Source organism: Bacillus sp. 2B09 (assembly GCF_003946835.1).
Taxonomy (GTDB): Bacteria; Bacillota; Bacilli; order Bacillales; family Bacillaceae; genus Bacillus; species Bacillus altitudinis.
This window is the reverse complement of record NZ_RPSG01000002.1, coordinates 267,919-290,987: the sequence shown is the minus strand read 5'-3', so window position 1 is coordinate 290,987 and position 23,069 is coordinate 267,919. Positions and strand designations below refer to the sequence as shown.

At 40.5% G+C, this 23,069-nt stretch carries 21 protein-coding genes; 2 read left to right on the top strand and 19 right to left on the bottom strand.

The window, feature by feature from the left end; translation table 11 throughout:
- Positions 1-105: 105 nt before the first annotated feature.
- From rho to EBQ12_RS06415, 6 genes are all read right to left on the bottom strand, one after another.
- A complete protein-coding gene (gene rho, locus EBQ12_RS06440) occupies positions 106-1,389 on the bottom strand; it encodes a transcription termination factor Rho (protein WP_007497667.1) in 1,284 nt (427 codons plus the stop codon).
- A gap of 364 nt (positions 1,390-1,753) precedes the next feature.
- Complete coding sequence (glpX, locus tag EBQ12_RS06435) at positions 1,754-2,719, bottom strand: class II fructose-bisphosphatase (protein ID WP_007497670.1); 966 nt, start codon at positions 2,717-2,719, stop codon at positions 1,754-1,756.
- Between the two features lie 32 nt (positions 2,720-2,751).
- Positions 2,752-4,041 carry a UDP-N-acetylglucosamine 1-carboxyvinyltransferase gene (locus tag EBQ12_RS06430; RefSeq protein ID WP_007497673.1) on the bottom strand — a complete coding sequence of 430 codons (1,290 nt, stop codon included), beginning with the start codon at positions 4,039-4,041 and terminating at the stop codon, positions 2,752-2,754.
- 246 nt (positions 4,042-4,287) lie between these two features.
- Positions 4,288-4,926: a fructose-6-phosphate aldolase gene (fsa, locus tag EBQ12_RS06425; RefSeq protein WP_003215343.1), complete on the bottom strand. Its 639-nt coding sequence runs from the start codon at positions 4,924-4,926 to the stop codon at positions 4,288-4,290.
- A gap of 111 nt (positions 4,927-5,037) precedes the next feature.
- Positions 5,038-5,895, bottom strand: a complete 858-nt coding sequence (locus tag EBQ12_RS06420) for a class II fructose-bisphosphate aldolase (RefSeq protein WP_007497678.1) — start codon at positions 5,893-5,895, stop codon at positions 5,038-5,040.
- A 178-nt stretch (positions 5,896-6,073) separates the two neighbouring features.
- Positions 6,074-6,448: a response regulator gene (locus EBQ12_RS06415; RefSeq protein ID WP_003214681.1), complete on the bottom strand. Its 375-nt coding sequence runs from the start codon at positions 6,446-6,448 to the stop codon at positions 6,074-6,076.
- Positions 6,449-6,628: 180 nt separating this feature from the next.
- Here EBQ12_RS06415 and EBQ12_RS06410 point away from each other — a divergent pair, with 180 nt between their 5' ends.
- On the top strand, positions 6,629-7,159 hold the full coding sequence (locus EBQ12_RS06410) for a DUF2529 domain-containing protein (RefSeq protein ID WP_008343445.1): 531 nt from the start codon (positions 6,629-6,631) through the stop codon (positions 7,157-7,159).
- 41 nt (positions 7,160-7,200) lie between these two features.
- Here the strand turns inward: EBQ12_RS06410 and pyrG are convergent, their stop codons facing one another.
- From pyrG to EBQ12_RS06345, 13 genes are all read right to left on the bottom strand, one after another.
- Positions 7,201-8,808 (bottom strand): glutamine hydrolyzing CTP synthase, encoded by a 1,608-nt coding sequence (gene pyrG, locus EBQ12_RS06405; protein ID WP_017360053.1) that lies wholly within the window; start codon positions 8,806-8,808, stop codon positions 7,201-7,203.
- Between the two features lie 238 nt (positions 8,809-9,046).
- Positions 9,047-9,583: a DNA-directed RNA polymerase subunit delta gene (gene rpoE / locus EBQ12_RS06400; protein ID WP_035389808.1), complete on the bottom strand. Its 537-nt coding sequence runs from the start codon at positions 9,581-9,583 to the stop codon at positions 9,047-9,049.
- Between the two features lie 491 nt (positions 9,584-10,074).
- Positions 10,075-10,578 carry a hypothetical protein gene (locus tag EBQ12_RS06395; protein ID WP_008354991.1) on the bottom strand — a complete coding sequence of 168 codons (504 nt, stop codon included), beginning with the start codon at positions 10,576-10,578 and terminating at the stop codon, positions 10,075-10,077.
- The gene (locus EBQ12_RS06390) at positions 10,557-11,168 is read right to left on the bottom strand and encodes an ATP-binding cassette domain-containing protein (protein WP_125589423.1); all 612 of its coding nucleotides are present in this window, start codon (positions 11,166-11,168) and stop codon (positions 10,557-10,559) included. The genes EBQ12_RS06395 and EBQ12_RS06390 overlap by 22 nt, the downstream gene beginning before the upstream one ends.
- Before the next feature lie 39 nt (positions 11,169-11,207).
- Entirely contained in the window at positions 11,208-11,729 is a 522-nt protein-coding gene (locus tag EBQ12_RS06385) for a stage II sporulation protein M (protein ID WP_125589421.1), read from the bottom strand.
- 13 nt (positions 11,730-11,742) lie between these two features.
- Positions 11,743-12,849: a hypothetical protein gene (locus EBQ12_RS06380; protein ID WP_235620932.1), complete on the bottom strand. Its 1,107-nt coding sequence runs from the start codon at positions 12,847-12,849 to the stop codon at positions 11,743-11,745.
- Between the two features lie 35 nt (positions 12,850-12,884).
- Positions 12,885-13,052: a hypothetical protein gene (locus EBQ12_RS19320; protein WP_008343458.1), complete on the bottom strand. Its 168-nt coding sequence runs from the start codon at positions 13,050-13,052 to the stop codon at positions 12,885-12,887.
- 145 nt (positions 13,053-13,197) lie between these two features.
- The gene (locus EBQ12_RS06375; protein ID WP_008343460.1) at positions 13,198-13,488 is read right to left on the bottom strand and encodes an uberolysin/carnocyclin family circular bacteriocin; all 291 of its coding nucleotides are present in this window, start codon (positions 13,486-13,488) and stop codon (positions 13,198-13,200) included.
- A 1,678-nt stretch (positions 13,489-15,166) separates the two neighbouring features.
- Entirely contained in the window at positions 15,167-16,309 is a 1,143-nt protein-coding gene (locus EBQ12_RS06365) for an acyl-CoA dehydrogenase (protein WP_047945753.1), read from the bottom strand.
- Between the two features lie 16 nt (positions 16,310-16,325).
- Positions 16,326-17,438: an acyl-CoA dehydrogenase family protein gene (locus tag EBQ12_RS06360; protein WP_125589419.1), complete on the bottom strand. Its 1,113-nt coding sequence runs from the start codon at positions 17,436-17,438 to the stop codon at positions 16,326-16,328.
- Positions 17,439-17,449: 11 nt separating this feature from the next.
- The gene (locus EBQ12_RS06355; protein WP_035389816.1) at positions 17,450-18,313 is read right to left on the bottom strand and encodes a 3-hydroxybutyryl-CoA dehydrogenase; all 864 of its coding nucleotides are present in this window, start codon (positions 18,311-18,313) and stop codon (positions 17,450-17,452) included.
- A 19-nt stretch (positions 18,314-18,332) separates the two neighbouring features.
- A complete protein-coding gene (locus tag EBQ12_RS06350) occupies positions 18,333-19,508 on the bottom strand; it encodes an acetyl-CoA C-acetyltransferase (protein ID WP_125589417.1) in 1,176 nt (391 codons plus the stop codon).
- A gap of 103 nt (positions 19,509-19,611) precedes the next feature.
- Positions 19,612-21,723, bottom strand: a complete 2,112-nt coding sequence (locus tag EBQ12_RS06345; RefSeq protein WP_125589415.1) for a (Fe-S)-binding protein — start codon at positions 21,721-21,723, stop codon at positions 19,612-19,614.
- A 143-nt stretch (positions 21,724-21,866) separates the two neighbouring features.
- Here EBQ12_RS06345 and cls point away from each other — a divergent pair, with 143 nt between their 5' ends.
- The gene (cls, locus tag EBQ12_RS06340) at positions 21,867-23,063 is read left to right on the top strand and encodes a cardiolipin synthase (RefSeq protein WP_125589413.1); all 1,197 of its coding nucleotides are present in this window, start codon (positions 21,867-21,869) and stop codon (positions 23,061-23,063) included.
- Positions 23,064-23,069 lie beyond the last annotated feature (6 nt).

Sequence of the window (23,069 nt, the reverse complement as noted above, 5' to 3'; positions counted from 1 at the left end):
ATCCAATTCGGAAACAGAGTTAATATCTCAGAATAAATTCTGAAACGCACATGATAAAATTATAACAGTGTGAGTCTATGATTGCAAATGTATTTTTTTAAGAAGCTATCTTCTTGATGCAGACATATTTGCTTGTTTCCACTCTTGCGTTAAAATATCGAAAAATTCTTGGTTTGTCTTTGTTTTTCTCATTTTGCGCATGAATTTCTCAGCGAAATCAGGTGTATCTGACATTGATTTTCTCATCGCCCATAGACGATCAAGATGTTCTTTAGGCACAAGCAGTTCTTCTTTTCTTGTACCGGAACGACGAATGTCGATGGCTGGGAAAATTCTTCTTTCTGCAAGAGAACGATCTAAATGGAGCTCCATGTTTCCTGTTCCTTTAAACTCTTCATAAATCACATCGTCCATACGTGATCCCGTATCAACAAGTGCAGTAGCTAAAATGGTCAAGCTCCCACCTTCTTCGATGTTACGCGCAGCACCAAAGAAGCGTTTTGGACGGTGGAAAGCCGCTGGATCAATACCGCCGGAAAGCGTTCGGCCGCTTGGCGGGATGACAAGGTTGTATGCACGAGCAAGCCTTGTGATGCTGTCCATTAAGATGATGACATCTTTTTTATGTTCAACAAGACGCATCGCACGCTCTAATACAAGCTCTGCTACTTTAATGTGGTTTTCCGGTACTTCGTCAAAGGTTGAGCTAACGACATCACCTGCAACAGAACGTTCGATATCTGTTACTTCCTCTGGACGTTCGTCAATAAGAAGAACAATCAGTTCTGCCTCTGGATGATTTTCAGAGATGCTGTTGGCAATTTCTTTGAGCAAAATGGTTTTCCCAGCCTTAGGCGGTGCAACAATTAAACCACGTTGCCCAAACCCAACTGGCGCCATCATATCCATAATTCTAGTAGACAGGTGATTAGGCTGTGTTTCAAGAATCATTTGACGATCAGGGAATAGCGGCGTGAGTGCAGGAAAGTGAACACGTTCCTTAGCTGATTCTGGGTCGTCCCCATTTACCGCTTCGACATGAAGGAGGCCATAGTAGCGTTCATTCTCTTTTGGAGGTCGTACCTTTCCAGACACCTTATCACCATTTCTTAAATCAAAGCGTCTGATTTGTGAAGCTGAAATATAAATGTCTTCAGAACTTGGGGAGTAGTTAATTGGTCTTAAGAAACCAAATCCCTCTGACTGAATAATTTCTAGAACCCCTTCCATAAATAAGAGATCCTCTTGCTCAGCATTCGCCTTTAAGATGGCAAAAATTAATTCTTTTTTTGTTAGTTTGCTGTAATAAGAGATTTTGTACTTTTTTGCTAACTCATACAGCTCTTTTAATTTCATATTTTCCAAAGATGAAATCGAAACATCTTTCAATATGGACACCACACTTTTCTAGTCAATGTATTTCATTACAAATGCATGACCATTGTATTTGATTAGCTTTTAATTCCGTTTTTGTTGGAATGACCTCGCTCTCATGGTAACGCTCCCACTCGTTTTATCGTAAAGATAGGAACAATGATAAATTGAGCTTTGTCAACATAGAGAAGGATAATGAGTATATCGTCATGATGCGGCAGTATTTAAACTTGTTGAAGCTTAAAAGAAGTAAATTCGCAGAAAATTTCGCAGCACTCTTTAGTTTTACCTCATTTGCAGGGAATATTCAACTTTAAAAAGAAAATGATATATATTTGACACCTATATGAAAAGCGGGTAAAGAATACCCGCTTTCAGATTACGGACGAATGACAAGATTCGGTTTTTTCTTTAAACTGTGTCTGCCATCGACGAATCGAACAGTACCTGATTTCGCACGCATGACAACACTATGTGTTGTTCCAACAGAGCCTTTAAATTGAACACCTTTTAATAACTCGCCATCTGTTACACCTGTCGCTGCAAAAATGGCGTCATCGCCTTTCACGAGGTCTTCCATTCTGAGGACTTTTCCAACATCCAGTCCCATTTTCTCACAGCGTCTCAGCTCTTCTTCACTTTGTGGAAGAAGCTTACCGTGGATTTCTCCACCAAGTGCTTTTAACGCAACAGCAGAAAGGACACCTTCAGGCGCTCCACCTGAACCAAATAGAATATCAACACCTGTGTGATCAAATGCTGTATTAATGGCTCCTGCAACGTCACCATCATCGATCAGCTTGATTCTTGCTCCAGCTTCTCTCAGCTCAGCAATGATCTTTTCATGTCGCTCTCTGTTTAAAATTGTCGCAACAACATCTTCAATATCTTTGTTTTTCGCTTTTGCAACAGCACGAAGATTGTCAATGACAGGCGCTTCAATGTCGATGCAGCCTACCGCTTCTGGACCTACTGCGATCTTATCCATGTACATATCAGGTGCATTCAGCAAGTTGCCATGATCTGCAACAGCAATAACAGCTAAAGCATTCCAGCCGCCGCTTGCCACAATATTTGTTCCTTCCAATGGATCAACAGCGACATCCACGCGAGGTCCATATCCGTTTCCAAGCTTTTCCCCAATATAAAGCATTGGCGCTTCGTCCATTTCTCCCTCGCCGATGACCACAGTTCCCTTCATCGGAATCGTATCAAATACATCACGCATGGCACTTGTTGCAGCATCATCCGCTTCGTCTTTTAAACCTCTACCCATCCAACGAGCAGATTTTAATGCAGCTGCTTCTGTCACCCGTACTAGTTCCATCGATAAACTTCTTTCCATTTTTGTCCAAATCTCCTCTCACAGTCAAAGCCTTATGAATTTTGAAGTTCTTCTATTTCTTGGTCATTCAGCTTTTCACGCCAGATGGTTGCACCCAAGCCTTCAAGCTTCTCCTCAAGCATACTATATCCTCTGTCTATATGTTCAAGCCCTGTGATTTCGGTCACACCGTCTGCCATTAACCCTGCAACAACGAGACAAGCACCTGCTCGCAGATCACTTGCTTTGACCTTTGCACCTTGAAGCTGCGTTTGACCTGTAATAATGGCAGATCTTCCTTCCACCTTCATGTTAGCACCCATTCGACGCAATTCGTCAATGTGTTTAAAGCGGGCAGAGTAAATGGTATCTGTCACGACACTCGTGCCTTTCGCCTTTGTTAACAAAGCCGTCATCGGCTGTTGAAGATCGGTCGGAAAGCCCGGATACACAAGGGTTTTGATATCGACAGGCTTGAGTCCTTCATTTCTGCCAACGATCAGCATTTGATCGTTGCTTGTTTCAATTGTGAATCCCATCTCTCTAAGTTTCGCCGTAATTGATTCTAAATGAGTTGGGATCACATTATCAAGCACAACTTCATCCCCCATCGCTGCACCTGCAATTAAAAATGTACCTGCTTCTATGCGGTCAGGGATGATGGAATGCCTGCAGCCATGAAGAGATTCCACACCTTCGATCCGAATCACATCCGTCCCCGCACCTTTGATTTTAGCTCCCATGCTTGCAAGCAGTGTCGCTACATCAATAATTTCGGGTTCTTTTGCGGCATTTTCAATCACTGTTTTCCCTTCAGCTAGCACGGCTGCCAGCATGATGTTGATGGTCGCACCTACACTGACAACATCAAGATAAATACGGGCTCCGACTAATTTTTCAGCGCGCAAATAAATCGCACCCTGTTCGTTTGTCACCTCGGCTCCAAGTGCTTCAAAGCCTTTGATATGCTGATCGATCGGTCTAGGTCCTAAGTGACATCCTCCTGGCAATCCAATGACAGCCTGCTTGAATCTACCGAGCATGGCGCCCATTAAATAATAGGATGCTCGTAGTTTCTTCACTTTCCCATTAGGAAGCGGCATACTGATCATGGAGGCAGGATTGACAACCATCTCACCTTTTTCAAACGTGACCTTTCCGCCAATCTCTTCTAACAGATCTCGTAATGTGTCAATATCTGAAATATGCGGAAGGCCTTCAATGGTTACTGGAGAATCAGCGAGAATCGTGGCAGGAATCAGTGCCACAGCACTATTTTTCGCACCACTAATATGTACGGTCCCGCGCAAGGGGTCACCGCCGGCAATGTTTAACTTTTCCATATTTGTCTCCCTTCTTAAAGAAGATCACTGTTGGAGTTATACTGTTTGTGGATGTCGCGCTTTAAAAGGTCTTGTCCAAAATTTAGCCAATATCAAGAGAAAGAATACAGGTTAAACGAAATTTGTCGGAAGAAAAATAATCGAAGCTTTGCGAGGCTGTGATGTTCTCTTCTTTGCACAAAACATTTCTTAGCGTATTTAAGGAAAACTGCGGCAAACGGATGCGTATCCGTCTGCCACAATCACTTATTTATTCCAGTCTGCTAAAAATTGCTCAATGCCTGCATCCGTTAATGGGTGTTTTGTCAGCTGCTTGATGACTTTCAGCGGCATTGTGCCGATATGAGCACCTCTAAGCGCAGCTTCTGTCACATGTTGCGGGTGACGAATGGATGCAGCAATGATTTGTGTATCTAATCCATGAACATCAAAAATGGTTTTCACTTCACTAATGAGATCAAGACCATTTTGGCCAATGTCATCTAAGCGGCCGAGGAATGGAGAGACATACGTCGCACCAGCTCTAGCTGCAAGAAGTGCCTGGTTTGCACTAAAAATCAACGTGACGTTTGTTTTAATCCCAAGGTCTGTTAACGCTTTGACTGCTTTAAGACCGTCTGTTGTCATTGGGATTTTCACTGTGATATTTGGTGCAATAGCAGCCAGCTCTTTTCCTTCTTCAATCATTTCTTCTGCTTTGAGAGAAATGACTTCCGCACTAACTGAACCTGATACCACGTCAGTGATTTCACGAAGGCGGTCGTGGAACGATACATCCTTTTCTTTCGCTACTAAACTAGGGTTTGTTGTCACGCCTGCTAAAATGCCAAGCTCGTGTGCCTCTTTGATGTCTGCGATATTCGCTGTGTCTACGAAAAATAACATAACTGTGCCACTCTCCTATCAATAAATTGTCTGAAATGTAAATTTGATTGCGCTTTCTCAAGATATGGAGAAAACCGCCTGTGACTCAGGCGGCTTTCGGTTCTCATCAAATTATGCTTGGTTAGAAGAACCAAATTCACGCATTTTGCCGATAACAGTCGCTTTAATTGCGTCACGAGCTGGTCCAAGATATTTACGTGGATCATACTCTTCTGTTTTTGCAGCAAGTGTTTCGCGAACTGCTTTCGCAGAAGCAATTTGGTTTTCAGTGTTTACATTGATTTTTGCTGTACCAAGTGAAATCGCACGCTTGATGTCAGCAGTTGGGATACCTGTTCCGCCGTGAAGAACAAGTGGAAGTCCAGTTGTTTTACCGATTTCTTCCATTTCAGCAAAACCAAGGTTTGGTTCACCTTTGTATGGACCATGAACTGAACCTAGTGCAGGCGCAAGGCAGTCAATACCAGTACGTTCTACAAGCTCTTGGCACTCTTTTGGATCAGCATAAATAACGCCCTCAGCGATGACGTCGTCTTCTTGTCCACCAACAGTTCCAAGCTCTGCTTCTACAGATACACCGTGGAAATGTGCAAGCTCAACTACTTTTGCAGTTGTCGCTACGTTCTCATCAAATGGATGGTGAGAAGCATCAATCATCACAGAAGTAAATCCTGCATGAATGGCTTTTGCACAAGATTCAAAGCTTGAACCGTGATCTAAATGAATCGCAACAGGAACTGTTACATTATATTCTTCGATTAACGCTTTTACCATTGCGACAACTGTTTTAAAGCCGCCCATGTAGCGTCCTGCTCCTTCAGATACTCCTAAGATAACTGGAGATTTCTCTTCTTCAGCAGCTTGTAAAATCGCTTGCGTGAATTCTAAGTTATTTAAGTTAAACTGTCCAACAGCGTAACCTTTTTCCTTTGCGTCTTTCAACATTTCTGTCATTGAAACTAAAGGCATGATGAAAAATCCTCCCTATGTAGCTAATTTGCTTACTAAAAAAAGCTCTCCACCCTAGCATGACCAGAATTTCTCGCCATATGTAAACTTTCAAAGTCAGATCGCTTTCTTCTTCTTATCTAGAATACCAATTATTCGACAAATCGGCAACAGAATGACTTGATTCAATCATTTCCATCTAGCCATTTGTTTCGAGCGGCAAGTATTCTTTGACCGCATCACGGATTTCATCAATATCAAATGGTTTAGCAAAATGCGTTAATGCACCGAGCTCTTTAGACTCTTGAATCATATCTAGTTCGCCATAAGCTGTCATAATGATCACGCGGATGTCTTCATCAATTAATTTCATGCGTTTTAAAATCTCAATGCCATCCATTCCGGGAATCTTCATATCAAGCAGGACGAGGTTTGGTCTATGGTTTTTCACAATATCTAATGCCTGTAGTCCGTTAGCGGCTTGAAAGGTTTGATAGCCTTCTTTATGAAACACTTCATTCAGCAATATTCTAATACCGTACTGATCATCGACAATTAAAATTTTCTCATTCATCTGTTACACCCCATTGCTTTCATTTTTCGCCATAAAAAGAGCTGTTGTTAAATAATTCTGTTTGATTTTCACATTTCCTTTAATTATAATAGTTTACTTTACGACATTTTCTGAGCATTTTTCCTAATATTCTCTTTATATTCTATTATAAAATGATCTGACAGAAGGAGGAAATGAGTCTTGTTAAAAATTTTCACTACCCAATTATCAGGTATTTTTTCACGTATTGGAGATAAGCAGGCCGAAGCGATCGAAGACGGTGCACGCCTTCTTGCTCAGGCCGTTGTCAGTGGACATGCCGTGTATTTTCATGGCAAGAATGAACTGGCGGCTGTAGCCTTAGAGGCATCTGAGAGCAAGGAGCCGTTTCCGGGTGCGAAGGTTCTGCCGCTGGATCAAAAGGAGCGCAGCTTACTTCATCCAAGTGACAGGGTGCTTTTATTTTATTCAGATCCAGAAGATCAAGAGATTCAATCCCTTGTCAAAGAGCTGCACGAACAAGGTACACCTATTGTCGGGGTCGGTCCTGCACAAAAGGAGACGTCATTCATTGAAGAGCATTGTGATGTCCACATTGATTTTCAGCTCAAAAAACCACTTGTGCCTGCTGAAGATGGAACAAGGTTCGGCTATCCTGCACTGATGACCTGCTTATATGTCTACCATGCTCTATCGTTTACTGTGAAAGAAATCGTTGAGGAATATGAATAAAAAAACTGCCGAGAAGATGATATTCTCGGCAGTTTTTTGTTTTATTTTGATTCAGATGCCTGTAGTGAAGCACCAACGAAATCTCTAAATAACGGCTGTGGTCTTGTCGGTCTTGAAATGAATTCTGGGTGGAACTGAGAAGCAAGGAACCATGGGTGATCCTTCAGTTCAATGATTTCAACAAGGCGTCCGTCTGGGCTTGTACCAGAGAAGACAAAACCTGCTGCTTCCATTTGCTGTCTGAATTCGTTATTAAACTCATAGCGATGACGGTGGCGTTCGTACACGACTTCGTCATTGTATGCAGCAAATGCTTTTGAGTCTTCGTTTAATTTACAAGGATATAGGCCGAGGCGAAGTGTTCCACCTAAGTCATCAACATCCTTCTGTTCTGGAAGAAGGTCGATGATTGGGAATGCTGTTTCTGGATCAATTTCAGCGGAATGTGCTCCCTCTAAACCTAGTACGTTTCTCGCATATTCGATAGATGCGACTTGCATACCTAAGCAGATTCCGAAGAATGGCACTTTGTTTTCGCGCGCATATTGTGTTGCAATGATTTTCCCTTCTACTCCGCGGTCTCCGAAGCCTCCAGGAACAATAATGCCGTCTACATCTTGAGCGAAATCAGCCATATTTTCTGCTGTGACTTCTTCTGCGTTGATCCATTTGATTTGAACATCCGCATCAAATGCATAGCCCGCATGACGAAGGGATTCAACGACAGAAATGTATGCATCCTGCAGCTCAACATATTTCCCTACAAGACCGATCGTGACTTGTTTTGAAAGGTTTTGCACTTTATCAACAAGCGCCGTCCACTCCGTCATGTCCGCATCTTGACAGTCAAGCTTCATGTGCTCACATACAAGCTTGTCTAATCCTTGTTTTTGTAAATCAAGCGGAATCGAATAAAGGGTATCTGCATCCTGACATTCGATGACTGCTTTCGTATCAATATCACAGAATAGCGCAATTTTGTCCTTCATGTCTTGTGCCAATGGCATTTCAGTTCTGACCACAATGACGTTTGGCTGAATACCTAGACTACGAAGTTCTTTTACACTATGCTGTGTTGGTTTTGTTTTCAGTTCGCCTGCAGCACGGATGTAAGGAACAAGAGTACAATGAATGTACATCACGTTTTCACGGCCGATGTCACTCTTCATTTGACGAATCGCTTCAAGGAATGGAAGGGATTCGATGTCTCCTACTGTTCCACCGATTTCTGTAATGACCACATCTGCACCCGTTTCTTTCCCGGCACGGTACACACGGTCTTTGATTTCATTTGTAATGTGGGGAATAACCTGTACTGTTCCACCTAAGTAGTCGCCGCGGCGCTCTTTCTTCAAAACAGTAGAGTAGATTTTACCTGTTGTAACGTTGCTGTACTTATTTAAGTTAATGTCAATGAAACGCTCGTAGTGACCTAAGTCAAGGTCTGTTTCAGCACCGTCGTCTGTAACAAATACCTCACCGTGCTGGTATGGACTCATTGTCCCTGGGTCTACGTTGATATATGGATCAAATTTTTGAATGGTGACATCCATCCCTCTATTTTTCAGAAGGCGGCCTAACGATGCAGCCGTGATCCCTTTTCCAAGTGAGGAAACAACTCCTCCTGTTACAAAAATATACTTTGTCATTTCGTATGCTCCTCTCTTTTTTACCCTTGCATGACTAGACATGCACAGCTTCATCCTTTTAGAGTGTATCCCTAAATCTCTTGAAAAATAAGAAAGCTCCCTTTCAAATAAATGAAAGGGAGCGTAAATGAACGTATCTTTACGTACTCTTTTTTAGAGAGCCCAAAATACATACTACATAGTTCGCTCTGGAAAGTCAAGACGGTTTTGTCCTGTTTTCAGGACCGGTTTGTGAGGGTTATTTGTCTTCCTCATCATCGTCTAAATCGTCTTCATCAATTTCCGTTAAGCCGTCATCATCTTCATCATCATCTTCGTCGAAGTCTTCTATCTCTTCATCGATTTCTTCATCATCTAGGTCAAGGTCCTCGTCGTCTTCAACAAGATCAAGATCTTCTTCAAGCTCGTCGATTTCTTCTTCCTCTTCAATATCATCGAAGTCTTCTTCAACGACAGCAGCTTTTGTTTTTTTCTTTTTCGCTTTTGTTTTCACAGCTGGCTGAACTTCTTCTTCGATTTGATCAACTGGATACCAGCTGCGAAGTCCCCATCTCTGATCACCTAACGAAATAAAGCGGCCATCTATATTTAAGTCTGTATAAAATTGAGCAAGTCGATCATCAAGATCTGATTTTTGTATCCCTTGCAAACGGACCATTTCATCTATTAACTCGGAAAACGTAATCGGTGTTTTGCTGTCTCTGAAAATTTCATAAGCAAGTTCAACTAAAGACATTTGTTTGAGCTGTTCCTGTGAGTATTCTTTCAAACTCAAGGTCAGACACTCCCTTTCTATTACATGTATGTATCCATTTATCAGTGAAATAATAAGTATTTATACCTTATTCTTACGACAAACCATACCTCTCATTATAAACAAATTAGGGGAGTTTATGCCACCTTTATTGATGTTAATTTTTGATTTTTTCGTATGAAGAGCGTTAAAATCCAGTCATTTGCGTTAAATTGGCGTTATTCCTGTGTGTGATATACTTTTTGCAAGTGTCCCTTCTATGAAAGGCAATGTTAGGAATGAATACAATAAAGACAATGCACCTGATCGGCTATCGATTGAACGAAGCGATTATCCATTTTATAAAAAGGTACACATAAACGGGTTTAAGTCTACGTGTACCTTTTTATAAAACTTCTTGTACATTTTTTAGATGCATCTTTTCTTAACTTGCATTAATATGCTTCCCCTTTTTCACAGACCTTGTTTATAAACTACCTATAAGTGCAAGTTCATGCTCTACTTATCATACATCACAGTATAGAGACAATTTCTTTCCCTAAGGAGATTAATGCATCAATGATAAACGGCGCAGCAAAAAGAATTGATGCTTTCCAGTTCTCTTTTTTGTACTGGAAAAAGAGCAAAATGAGAACAGACCCTATAAGCGCTGTCAACATGTACAACAATAAGTTATCTATCTGCAAAATCCCCATGCATATTACATTGATAAACATAATGAGAATCTTAGGAATCAGAGCATAAAACAACTTACTCTTAACTTCAGGAGCAAAGATCATCAATAAGAATTTACCAATTAGATACTGCACTAAAAGGCTTATTGTTGTTAAAGTTGTAGTGATGACAACAATTAGATTCAGCATTGTTTCATAGGAGATATCCTCTAACAAAGCTTTCAAATCATCTAGTTTAGAAATGTAGCCATTCAACTCAATAGCAAAAGTTACAAAATAATAATTGACAAAAATAAAAATGACCAATGATATCAGTGATGTTATTCTTGGACGTTGTTCCATAAAAGCATCCCATCTCCTATACTAAAAATGCTTGAATTATCATTTAAGTGTTTATTGACCATGCTATGGGAAACATAAATAATGGTTGCATTTTTTTTAGAAATTTTCACTAACCTTTCAGATAGCATATCTATACTTTCTGAATCGAGCGATGACATGGTTTCATCAATTAGTATTGTTTCCCAATCTTTTACGAACACTAAAGATAACCCTACCTTCGCTTTCATACCCGTAGATGCTCTACTATACGAACCATCTAGGTTGCCATCAAAAAAATCATTCACATTACACATTTGTTCTTCATTAGGTGTAATATTAAACGTATTCCACAAGATCTCTAGATTTTCTCTAATCGTAAATGGGTGAATACCAATAGAGTCCACATTTAAATAAAGAGTCGATTCTTTGTTTATCTCAATAACCCCAGAGTATCTTTTATCTAAACCAGATATCATTCTAAGGAGAGTACTTTTACCTGCACCATTTCGGCCTACTAAATGAAAGAGACCCGATGGAATTGAAAAATTCACTTTATCCAGTATCATATTATTTTTGAATTTCTTTGTACATTCTACAAATTCTAATCCCACTTGAATCCCCTTCTCTGTAATATAGAGTCTTCAATAAAATCAGCTAATGTTGATAATGATAGAAAATAATAAGGAATCATACCCTTCAATAAAGGCAGCTATTATTAGGATGACTAACGATAGGACATAATAAGGAATCATTTTTTTCATGACACCTAGAGCAGCTTTAATTGACTTCGTATAGATTAATGTGAAAAGCACATACTGGCTTATTCCTTGATACAGCAGCATATTTGGGAATTCTAATAAACCATGAGGAATTAATTTATCTAAAGCTTCTTGCGCTCCTAACGTCCTAAAACCCATTGTAATAACGAAGGACGAACCTCCGAAATCCATTATTTGAAATAATGGCGAAAATAAAAAACCCAATAAATACATTCCAAAATTCGTTAAGTTATGCATCAGCACTACAGACATAAAATCTTGACCCGAAGTTGGCGGTACTGCTTCAAATAATTCTTTGTTGACTATGTTTCCAAAATAAATTCCTATACTAATCAGTAATATACAGTAGCTAGAATAGTACCAAAGAAAACATTTAAATCTTTTATTTATCATTTTCCTCCTCTTTTCATGAAGTAATAGTAAATATTGTAATGCATATTAGTAATAAAATAGGCAAAGAAAGTTTCAGCAATGTATGTTGATAATCGTTGATTAATAGTTCGGTTTTTCTGAAATATACAACCCCAATAAAGATTATTATAGGAATCGACAACATATTTTTAAGATTAATTGAGATATCAGAAGTGTTTATCATTACTCCGACTATTCCACACGCACTTATAAAAATGAGCACAAGGCATAGTAAATAAATCGTACTAGATTTAAATCTCTCATATGGACCTACAATCAAAGATGCTTGTAACATCTCAACTCTGGCCTTATCAAGCATGATCTCTTCCTTTTTTGACCCTATTAAAATTTCTAAGATCGTTATAAAGTTTATATAGACTAGAATTAGCGCAGGCAGGTTTTCTACTTTTGTTAAAAGAGATTGGGCAAAATAAGTAAGCACTGAAGCTAGGGTACCTATTAAGACTATTAATATTTTATTGCTATTCATATAGGATAAAAATAGATGCAGAATATTACCAGATCTATATTTCTTATTAGCACTTTTTAAAAATGAAAGTCCAATTGTCATCGGTATTCTATGAGAATTACTTATGTAAATATAAATAAGAAGAGATTGTACTATCTGCAGTATAATAACTGCTTCAAGAATAGATGTTATAATATACCAAAATTGCAACAAAAGAAGTACTCTATTCATAATGTTGAATAAACCCGACAATAATTGAGATGCAAATGAAAGTATTATAGCAACAATAGATAGTATAATAATTAAATATTCCTTTTCTACTAACAAAAAGATTGAAGAGATTAAACAAGCAAGAAGTAGTTGAACTGCATATCCTTTTTTCATAGTAAAGAATAAATGTTTCATCAACAATTGTTTAGAGATAAAGACCAAGCCTGGTTGTTGTCTTCTGTATGGTAATACACAACGATTGATATTAGCTGTAGCCACAATATATATTGAAGTAAAAATAAAGCTGTTCAGGTAAGAGTTAGGAATCATGCCACGATAGAAAATAATCCCTACCATGACAATAAAAGAAAAAAGGATCGTCCCAATATAATTGAGGTACCCCATTATACTTCGATCATACATTTTAAATAACTTATTTAGTTTGTACATAAGTCACTTTAACAAGCAGTAGCTTTGGCTTTCCCATGCACAGCCAAAATACCAGCATTCCCATTACTAACACCCAACTTTACTTCAATCAAAGAACCTCTACCACCAAAAAAAGCTGCCATTGTAACTGCAAATAACAATGATGAGAATAAGTAAGTTTTTTTGGGTTTTATCATCAAAAAAATACCTCCTAATTGATGTTTTATAATAATCCAAAATGGGCATACAATGTTAAATTATCTTTAAAGTTACCATTTATTGACCATACAATAATATTGGAAAAAATCATCTCAATAAAGATTGAGATGATTTTTTCTGAGATTAAAAAGCAGCAGCTTTAGCTTTTCCTTTTTTCTTGAGGATAGCCAAAATAGAAGCAGCTACACCTGCACTAATTGTTCCGACGCCAGTGAACATGCCAACGATAGTAATGACAGTTGCTACCGAGGACCAAGTATCTAAGAAATTAACTATTGTAAATGCGGTTCCAGTACTAACACCAAGATTTGCTGCAATCAAAGAACCATTACCAATCACTAAAGCTACTGATGTTACCGCCAGAAGTGACAGCGATAATAAAACATAAAACCTAGAATCTGTTGCTTTCGTCATAATTTGACCTCCTTCGATTATTTACTACTCCTTTAGTCTAACAAGAATTAAATTACATTTCAATATTTTTTTGGAAAATTTGTAATAATTATTTATATAGAGGTATTTATAATCAATTTTTTAGGGATTAAGCTCTTTTTCCATTTTACAGGTTACTTATGTAATGGCATAAAACACTCTAATTCGCCAAACTCTAGTCAAAATTTCTAATAAAACACTATTAAAAATCAATTCATCTCATATCTTTAGTCTTAGAGGTAGGTAACTTTTATCATGACTGAGATAATTATGGCATTTATATTTTTAAGATATGATTAGCTCCTTTATTTCTTGAATTTATTAATATAATGTTCTTAATAAAATAAGTCCATCTTCACTAAAGACAGAGGCAGAGCCAAATTTAATGATTAGATCTCTCTCATTTTATTTTCTATAAACTGCTCACGGATGTAGAATAAAAAGGGCGTTCTTGGGCATTAATCGAATCAATGAATTGAATTGGCAGTACTAATCCTACCCCCTTGAACCTTGTAAAGACAAGATCTTTATAATTTTTTAAAATTATATTAGTATGATCGAACATGTCAGTATCTTTATACATCGCAATTCCTATGAAAGTCTTCAAAAAGTTGAAAAATATTAGAAAATACGATAAACATGCTACTCTTAAAAACCCAACATAAGTCCCTGTATATGGATGTTGAAAAAGACTGGAACGGATGAAGTCAACCAATGAAATTGTACCAATTTCTTGTATTCCAAAAAATCGAGACACTCATTATGAGATGTCCCGATTTAGGTTGATAACAGAATAAAGGTACTTTAATAAAGGTTTTATTTTCATTTTAAAGGTTACTAGTATTAATTTTGGCTATTTTGTATTAAATACCTCACGGAGATCTTTTCAATTTCGGACAAATAAAATTTTTTCCTCATCTATGTTTGAATAATATCCAGCATTTTAGAAATTCATTCTCTTTTAGAAATAAGCTAATTATTGATTTGTTATATATTTCTCAAACATTGAGATTTGCTTTAAATATGTAATGTCTGTGAGACGATCGCCTCACTTATAAATATGTTTAAAAATTAAATGATGAAAACTTTATAGCTATACACTTTTATTTATCTTAATCTAAAGTTTTTGAAATAATGAAATTACTACAGCTATGGTCAATACAATTCCTGCAAACATTAATACAATTAATTTTCTACGACTGTTTTCTTTTTGATCACTGTCCTTTTTTGAATTCTTAGAAAGTTCTGTCGAAACCAAAATCCATATAACCATTGTTACGATTCCTAAGATGGTAGTAGTGGTCATAATAACCTCCAAATATTTATATTTCTTCAATTTTAACATAACCCCATGATAAAATGGGTCGATACTGGAAATTATCTTAAATTCAGGAAAAAACGGCTATTACCTTTTGTACAGATTTAGTTACTCCTTTATTTAGTGTCTAATACTTTAGTAGGTTTGTTGCCAGTTCATATGAATCAATACTCTCTACATCATCGGTGACAGATCACTCTTAAGTTAAAGCTGGTTATATTACTATACAATCCTTTTCCACCCTAAAAAAACCTTTAGATTTTGTTACTGTTTTAAAATTTTAAAACTAATTGAACCGTACCAAAAAAGACCCCCTCACATCAGGTGGTCTTTACTTGGTTTCTACATATCTAGCAGTTTCCGTGAGATGACCAGCCGCTGGATTTCTTGTGTCCCTTCATAGATTTGAGTGATTTTCGCATCACGCATGTATCGTTCGACTGGGTAATCCTTTGTATAGCCGTATCCGCCGAAGATTTGTACGGCTTCTGTCGTCACCTTCATGGCTGTATCACCGGCAAAGAGCTTGGACATAGCTGATTCTTTCCCATACGGAAGCCCTTTCGTTTCAAGCCATGCTGCCTGATAGGTGAGCAGTCTTGAGGCCTCAATTGCCGTTGCCATATCCGCTAACTTAAAAGCAATGCCTTGCTGCTGAATGATTGGTTTGCCGAATTGTTTGCGCTCCTTTGCATAATTGACTGCTGCATCCAGAGCACCTTGAGCAATGCCAACAGCTTGTGCGGCAATACCGTTTCTGCCGCCGTCAAGTGTCATCATCGCTATCTTAAAACCTTCGCCTTCTTGACCAAGCCGGTTCCTTTCGGGTATACGACAGTCTTCAAAGATGATTTCTGTCGTTGGCGATGAGCGGATGCCCAGTTTGCTTTCTTTTTTGCCGATTGAGAAGCCTTGCGTCTCTTTTTCTACTATAAAAGCGGTTGTATTACGGGATGAAGGATCTTGGTCGGTAACGGCAAACACAATATAATAATCCGCAATGCCTCCATTGGTAATAAAAATCTTTGCCCCGTTCAAGACGTATTCATTCCCTGCTTTTACTGCTGTTGTTTTCATTCCGCCGGCATCTGAGCCCGAGCCGCTCTCGGTCAGTGCGTATGCGCCGATCTTCTGTCCTTCTGCAAGCGGCTTTAAATACGTCTCCTTTTGCTCATCTGTTCCGAATGTATAGATTGGCCATGAGGCGAGTGATGTGTGAGCAGATAGGGTGACGCCTGTTGAGGCGCACACTCGTGAGAGCTCTTCAACCGCTATGACATAGGCCAAATAATCACTACCAATCCCCCCATTTTCTTCTGGCCAAGGGATTCCCGTTAAACCAAGCTCCGCCATTTGACGAAAAATAGCGGGATCATACGATTCTGTTTCATCTCGCTCTGCTGCTGTTGGCTCCACTTCATTTTTCGCAAAGTCTCTCACCATTTTTTGTATCATTTCGTGTTCGTCACTTAATTGGAACTGCATCATGAGCCACCTCACTTCATATTAGCTGTTTACAAATAACCAGCCTTTGTATTTCACTTGTTCCTTCATAAATCTCACAAATTTTCGCATCACGAAAGTACTGCTCTGCTCGGTATTGCTTCGTGTAACCGACTAGACCAAGCAAATGGATGACTTCTGTACTAATATCAACCGCTGTTTTAGATGCAAATAACTTCGCCATCGACGCTTCCTTCGTGACAGGGCGATTGGCCTCTTTATAAGAGGCGGCTTGATAGACAAGAAGTTTTGCCGCTTCCAGCTTGGTGCCCAGATCGCCCAACCGAATGGTCGTTTCAAGGCCAGCTGGGTGCTGCTTTAAATACGTCACCGCCTCATCTAATGCGGCTTCTGCAATGCCAAGGCTTTGAGCCGCAATGCCAATTCTCCCCGCATTTAAGCTAGACATGGCAATCCGAAAGCCTTCTCCTTCTGCACCGAGCAGCTGTTTTTTTGGAATTCGAACACCGTCAAAATGAAGTGTGACTGTTTTTGATCCATGCAGGCCCATCTTCTTCTCATCTTTTCCGATCGTAAATCCTGGTGTCCCTTTCTCCACAATAAACGCTGATATATTTTTCTTAGTAGAAGCAGGGTCTGTCACAGCAAATACAAGATACACTTCCGCTTCACCGCCGCTTGTGATAAAAATTTTCGTTCCATTTAACACATAGTGATCGTCTGAGCGCTCTGCTTTCAACTGAATACTAGAGGCATCTGATCCTGCCTTCGGTTCAGTTAGACAAAAGGCGCCCAGCTTCTGCCCGGACGCAAGCTTGGGAACGTAGGATTCTTTTTGTTCAGTTGTTCCAAACGCCAAAATAGGCATCGTCACAACAGATGTATGAACGGATACAATGACACCGATGGTTGCACTTACTTTGGATAATTCATGAATCGCCAAGATATAGGTTGTGAAATCTGCCCCTAATCCATGATACTTATCTGGGATCGGAATGCCTAAAAAGCCTTGCCGACCCATTTCAGCTAAAAGCGTTTTCGGGAACACGCCCTGTTCCATCACTTCTATTTCAGGGAAGACATGCTGGCGTGCAAATTCTGCTACTCGTTTTCTCCAAAGACGTTGTTTTTCTGTCAGCAACACATCCATCTTGACTCCCCCTATGAGTGGTCGTGGTAAGTGTAAAAACCTCTCTTTGTCTTTTTGCCCAGCCAGCCTGCGTTCACGTATTTTTTCAAAAGAGGACAAGGTCGATATTTGCTATCTCCAAGACCCTCGTGAAGGGTATTCATAATAAATAAACAAGTATCGAGCCCGATGAGGTCGGCGAGACGAAGCGGGCCCATTGGATGGTTCATTCCAAGCGTCATGATGCCGTCAATACTTTCTACATCTGCTACGCCTTCATAAAGGGTGTAAATGGCTTCATTAATCATCGGCATTAAAATGCGATTTGACACAAAACCGGGGAAGTCTTCCACTTCAATTGGCGTTTTGTCTAATGTCTTTGCTGTATCAAAAACAACTTGGTACGTGGCATCATCCGTTTGCAGCGCACGGATCACTTCAACAAGTTTCATCACGGGAACTGGATTCATAAAATGCATGCCAATCACTTTCTCTGGCCTGTTCGTCACGGCTGCTAATTCTGTGATCGACAAGGAAGACGTATTTGTCGCAAATATCGTGTCATCAGGTGCAAATTGATCGAGGGTTTCAAAGATTTGTTTTTTGATCTTCATTTGTTCAGATGCGGCTTCAATCACTAAATGCGCCTGCTGTACATCCTTTAAATCTGTTGAAACAGCCAGCCGCTGTGTAATATCACGGACTGCCTGATGTGCCAGCTTTCCTTTTTCTGCTCGTTTCGTCAGTTGTTTGGTCATTGAGGAAATGGCTCGATGAATCTGCTCCTCTTCTGTATCATGGAGCAGGACTGTATAACCTGACTGTGCAAATACTTGGGCAATACCTGAGCCCATTTGCCCAGCCCCAACGACCATGACGGTCTCTTCTATACTCATGACAATGAACGCCTCCCTTTTAATCCACCTTGATCATGATCGCATCACCTTGACCCCCGCCGCTGCAAATCGCCGCAATGCCGATCCCGCCGCCTCTTTGTCTGAGTGCATGGATCAAGGTCAATATAATACGTGTTCCGCTTGCTCCAATCGGGTGACCAATCGCGACTGCCCCTCCGTTCACATTCATTTTCCGCCGACCCAGCCCAAGCATTTTTTCGCATGCCAATGCAACCGCTGAAAAAGCCTCATTGATTTCAAACAAATCAATATCCTCTACTCGCTTCCCTGTTTTCTTTAACACTTTTTCGATGGCATAGGCTGGTGTTTTCGGAAAGTCCTTTGCCTCTACTGCTACTTGCGCATGCCCAAGCACAACTGCCAGAGGTTTTTCACCTTGCTGCATGGCGTATGTGTCTTTCATTAATAGAAGCGCACCTGCACCATCATTGACACCAGGTGCATTGCCAGCGGTGATCGTACCTGCCTGATCGAAAACGGGCGTCAGTTTTGACAAACGTTCATATGACGTATCACGCCTCGGGGCTTCATCTTCTGAAATCAGCTGATCTCCTTTTTTATTCTTGACGGTAACGGGGATGATCTCATTTTTAAAAAAGCCGCTTTTTTGCGCCTCAATGGCTCGTTCATGACTTCTTAACGCCCAAAGGTCTTGTTCTTCTCGTGTGATGCCAAGCTCTTTCGCCGCCATGCTTCCATACTCACCCATATGAACACCTGTAAACGAACAGGTTAATCCATCTAAAATCATGGCATCTTGTACAGCACCATCTCCCATTTTGTAACCCCATCGTGCTTTTTTTAGAAGATAAGGAGCATGGGACATGGATTCCATGCCGCCTGCCACGATCACCTTGGCATCTCCCGCTCGAATGATTTGATCGGCTGTCGTGACACTGCGCATTCCTGAAGCACAGACTTTGTTGATGGTTTGCGTCGGAACCGACCAAGGAAGATCTGCATGTCTAGCTGCCTGCCTTGAAGGAATTTGACCTTGTCCTCCTTGAAGGACACTGCCCATGATGACTTCATCCACTTCATGAACATTTGAGGCTCTTTCCAGCGCAGCTTTTATCGTCATCCCCCCTAATTCTGCAGCAGTCAAACGACTTAAAGTTCCACCTAGTTTTCCAAATGGTGTTCTCGCTCCAGATACAATGACCGTCGTGCTCATTTCTTTCCCCTCCTATTTGTTACCGCTTACATAAATGCTAGACATTTCATAAAATATCGGTGTCCACTGGCCGATGGACAGTAGATCCATCGGCCTGACACCTTTATGAAGCCTGCGTTCTCGTTTCGCCAAACACTGATTTTTCAAGAAGTTCTGCGACATCAAATGTGCCGACCTGCTCTTCTACTTCCTTCGCTTTCGTCCCATCCCCAAGCATGGTTAAACAATATGGGCACCCTGAGCTGATAATGGATGGCTGTACCTGTAAGGCCTGCTCCGTTCTCGCTGTGTTAATTCGAGTACCTGTCTCTTCTTCCATCCACATTAAGCCGCCGCCAGCACCACAGCACATCCCCGATTCACGATTCCGTTCCATTTCTTTCAGTGTCACACCAGGAATGGCTTTTAAAATATCTCTTGGCGGATCATAGACCTCGTTATATCTGCCTAGGTAGCAAGAATCGTGGAAAGTAATGACTTCGTTCACTTCATGAATAGGCGTTAATTTCCCCTCTTTTACTAGCTCTGCCAGTAATTCTGTATGATGGTACACCTCTGCCTCGAGCCCAAAGTCTGGGTATTCATTTTTAAATAAATTGTAAGCATGCGGATCGATCGTGACGATTTTGGTTACGTCATTTTTTTGGAATTCTTCGATGTTCTTTGCAGCAAGTTCTTGGAACAAAAATTCATTCCCAAGTCTTCTCGGTGTATCGCCTGAATTTTTCTCTTTATTGCCTAGGATGGCAAAAGAAACCCCTGCTTCATTGAGCAGTTTTGCGAAGGCAAGAGCAATCTTTTGGCTTCTATTGTCATATGCACCCATCGATCCAACCCAGAATAAATAGTCGAAGGTCTGATCTGCTTTTTTCAGTTCTTTCACCGTCGGTACGTGCACATCTTCTCTTAGTTCACGCCAGTTTTCTCTTTCTTTTCGGTTCAATCCCCATGGGTTCCCTTGTCGCTCGATGCTTGTCATCGCACGCTGTGCATCTGCATCCATTTTTCCTTCTGTCAGCACTAAGTATCTGCGCATATCAATGATTTTGTCGACGTGTTCGTTCATGACAGGACACTGATCTTCACAGTTTCGGCATGTCGTGCATGCCCAGATTTCTTCTTCTGTAATGACCTCACCAATGAGAGAAGGATGGTACATTGCGCTCGCCGCAGATTCTTCCGCTCCAGCTCCCCTTGCCTGTAATGCCAGCTGATTTCCTGTCGTCTGTTTGAAAGCAAGCTGCGGAACCCACGGTGTCTTTGAAGTAATGGCAGCCCCTTTATTTGTTAAATGATCTCTTAATCGTAAAATCAAATCCATTGGAGACAGCATTTTCCCCGTCCCTGTCGCCGGGCACATATTCGTACAGCGCCCGCACTCCACACAAGCGTAAAGATCGATCAGCTGAGATTGACGGAAATCTTCAATTTTCCCAACGCCGAACGTTTCTTGTGTCTCATCTTCAAAATCAATTTTTTGCAGTTTGCCTGGCGGGTCCAATCTGCTGACAAATACGTTGACCGGGCCAGCGATGAGATGGGCGTGCTTAGACTGCGGGACGTACACTAAGAACGTCAGTAAAATAAGAAGATGCACCCACCATGCGACATAGAACACAGTTGTTGCTACAAGTGGTGAAAGCCAGCCCAGCAAGAAAGCAATGCCGGAAGCAATTGGCTCAGTTGCTGATAGTGAGTGCCCATGCCAAATGATGTTCATTCCGTTTCCCAGTAATACGGTCAGCATCAATCCGCCAATAAACAAAAGGACAAGCCCTGATTTAAAGCCCCTTTTTAAACGGACTAACTTCTCGACATATCTTCTATGGAACGCCCAAACCACCGCCACTAAAATGAGAAGTGTGACTACCTCTTGGAAGAACGTAAAGACACCGTAAAGCGGACCTAATGGTAGCCCGCTGTCTGGAACAAGTCCCTTCATAATAAAATCAAGGGCTCCGAACTGCACTAAAATAAATCCATAGAAAAACAGCACATGAATGATGCCGCTCTTCTTGTCCTTCAGCAGTTTCTTTTGCCCAAACACATTCACCCAAACACGTTCTAAGCGTTTTTTCATGTCTTTTTGAAATTCTTCTTTTTTGCCAAGACGAATATACGCCGCTCGTGTTCGAATGAGATAAATAAACAAATACACAGCGTAAGCGGTCACTGCCGCAAATGCAATCAAGTTAACAATTAAAAGGCTATTCATCTTGCTCCCCCTTTCATTCCCCAAGACCCACTTTGTTCCGTTTCCATGTTGTACCTCTATCATAAATAATGAATGAGTATTCAGTCAATATTTTTTGCCCATTTGGGTACACTATCGTCATATGTAAAAAAGGAGGAACCTTCATGATCGCATGGATCATTTTACTCGTCGTCTTCGTCATTGTTCTACTCGTCAGGCTAGATCTTTATATAGGGAGAAAATATTTTTCTACCCATGCTTTTGAACGGTCTTTTGACCAAACAAGCGGCGATGCAGCCTTTTATCATGATGGCGAACCACTGTTTGATCAGCTTCTTACGGATATACAGCAAGCCTCTTCTTCTATTCATATGATGTTCTTTATTGTAAAGAACGACAAGATTGGGCAAAGGATTCTGCAAGCACTTAAAGCGAAAGCAGAGCAAGGTGTTTCGGTTTTTTTGCTCACTGATCGGTTAGGCTCCTATTCATTTGATCAAACATCCATTCAGATGCTAGAAAAAAGCGGCATTCAATTTTACTTTTTAAATAAACCACGTTTTCCTTTTTTCATTTATCGCTTGAACATGAGAAATCACCGGAAAATCACGGTGATCGATGGGAAGATCGGCTACATTGGCGGGTTTAATATTGGCGATGAATATGTAGGGAAAAACGGTAGGTTTGGCATTTGGAAGGACTATCACCTGCGCATGACAGGACAGGTTGTCGCAGACCTCCAGCATGTGTTTCTGAATGATTTGTACCGGTCATCTGGTATTCACCAGCTGCAATACGAGGTTTTTCCTACACTGGAACCGGGAACATTACAGTGCACAACACGTGCGACGGCAGGTTTTTCTTTAGAAGCCTTATTTCTTCACGATATTCAACAGGCGAAAAAGCAAATCACCATCTGCACGCCCTATTTTATTCCATCTGCTCCTCTTCTAAGCGCCCTTCTTGACGCACGGAAGCGAGGCGTGACTGTCGACATCATCATCCCAATGAAGGCAGATCACCCGCTTGTGAAAGAAGCTGGATTTCATTATTTGAAAGATCTGATCGCTGCCGGATGTCTTGTGTATCGTTTTTATAAAGGGTTTTATCATGCGAAAGCCATTCTCATCGATCATAGCCGTTGTATGATCAGTACGGCGAACTTTGATAAACGAAGTTTGTTTTTCAACGAAGAAGTGGATGTGGCCATTGATGATCCCGCCTTCACCGCACATGTAGAGGAAAAGATTCGTGAACACATGGAAGTTTCAGAACTGATGACTGAAGAAAAATACAAACAACGCCCACTTCTCACGCGTCCAATTGAGTGGATAGGCGCCCTGTTCTCGTATTTTTTATAAAGGAGT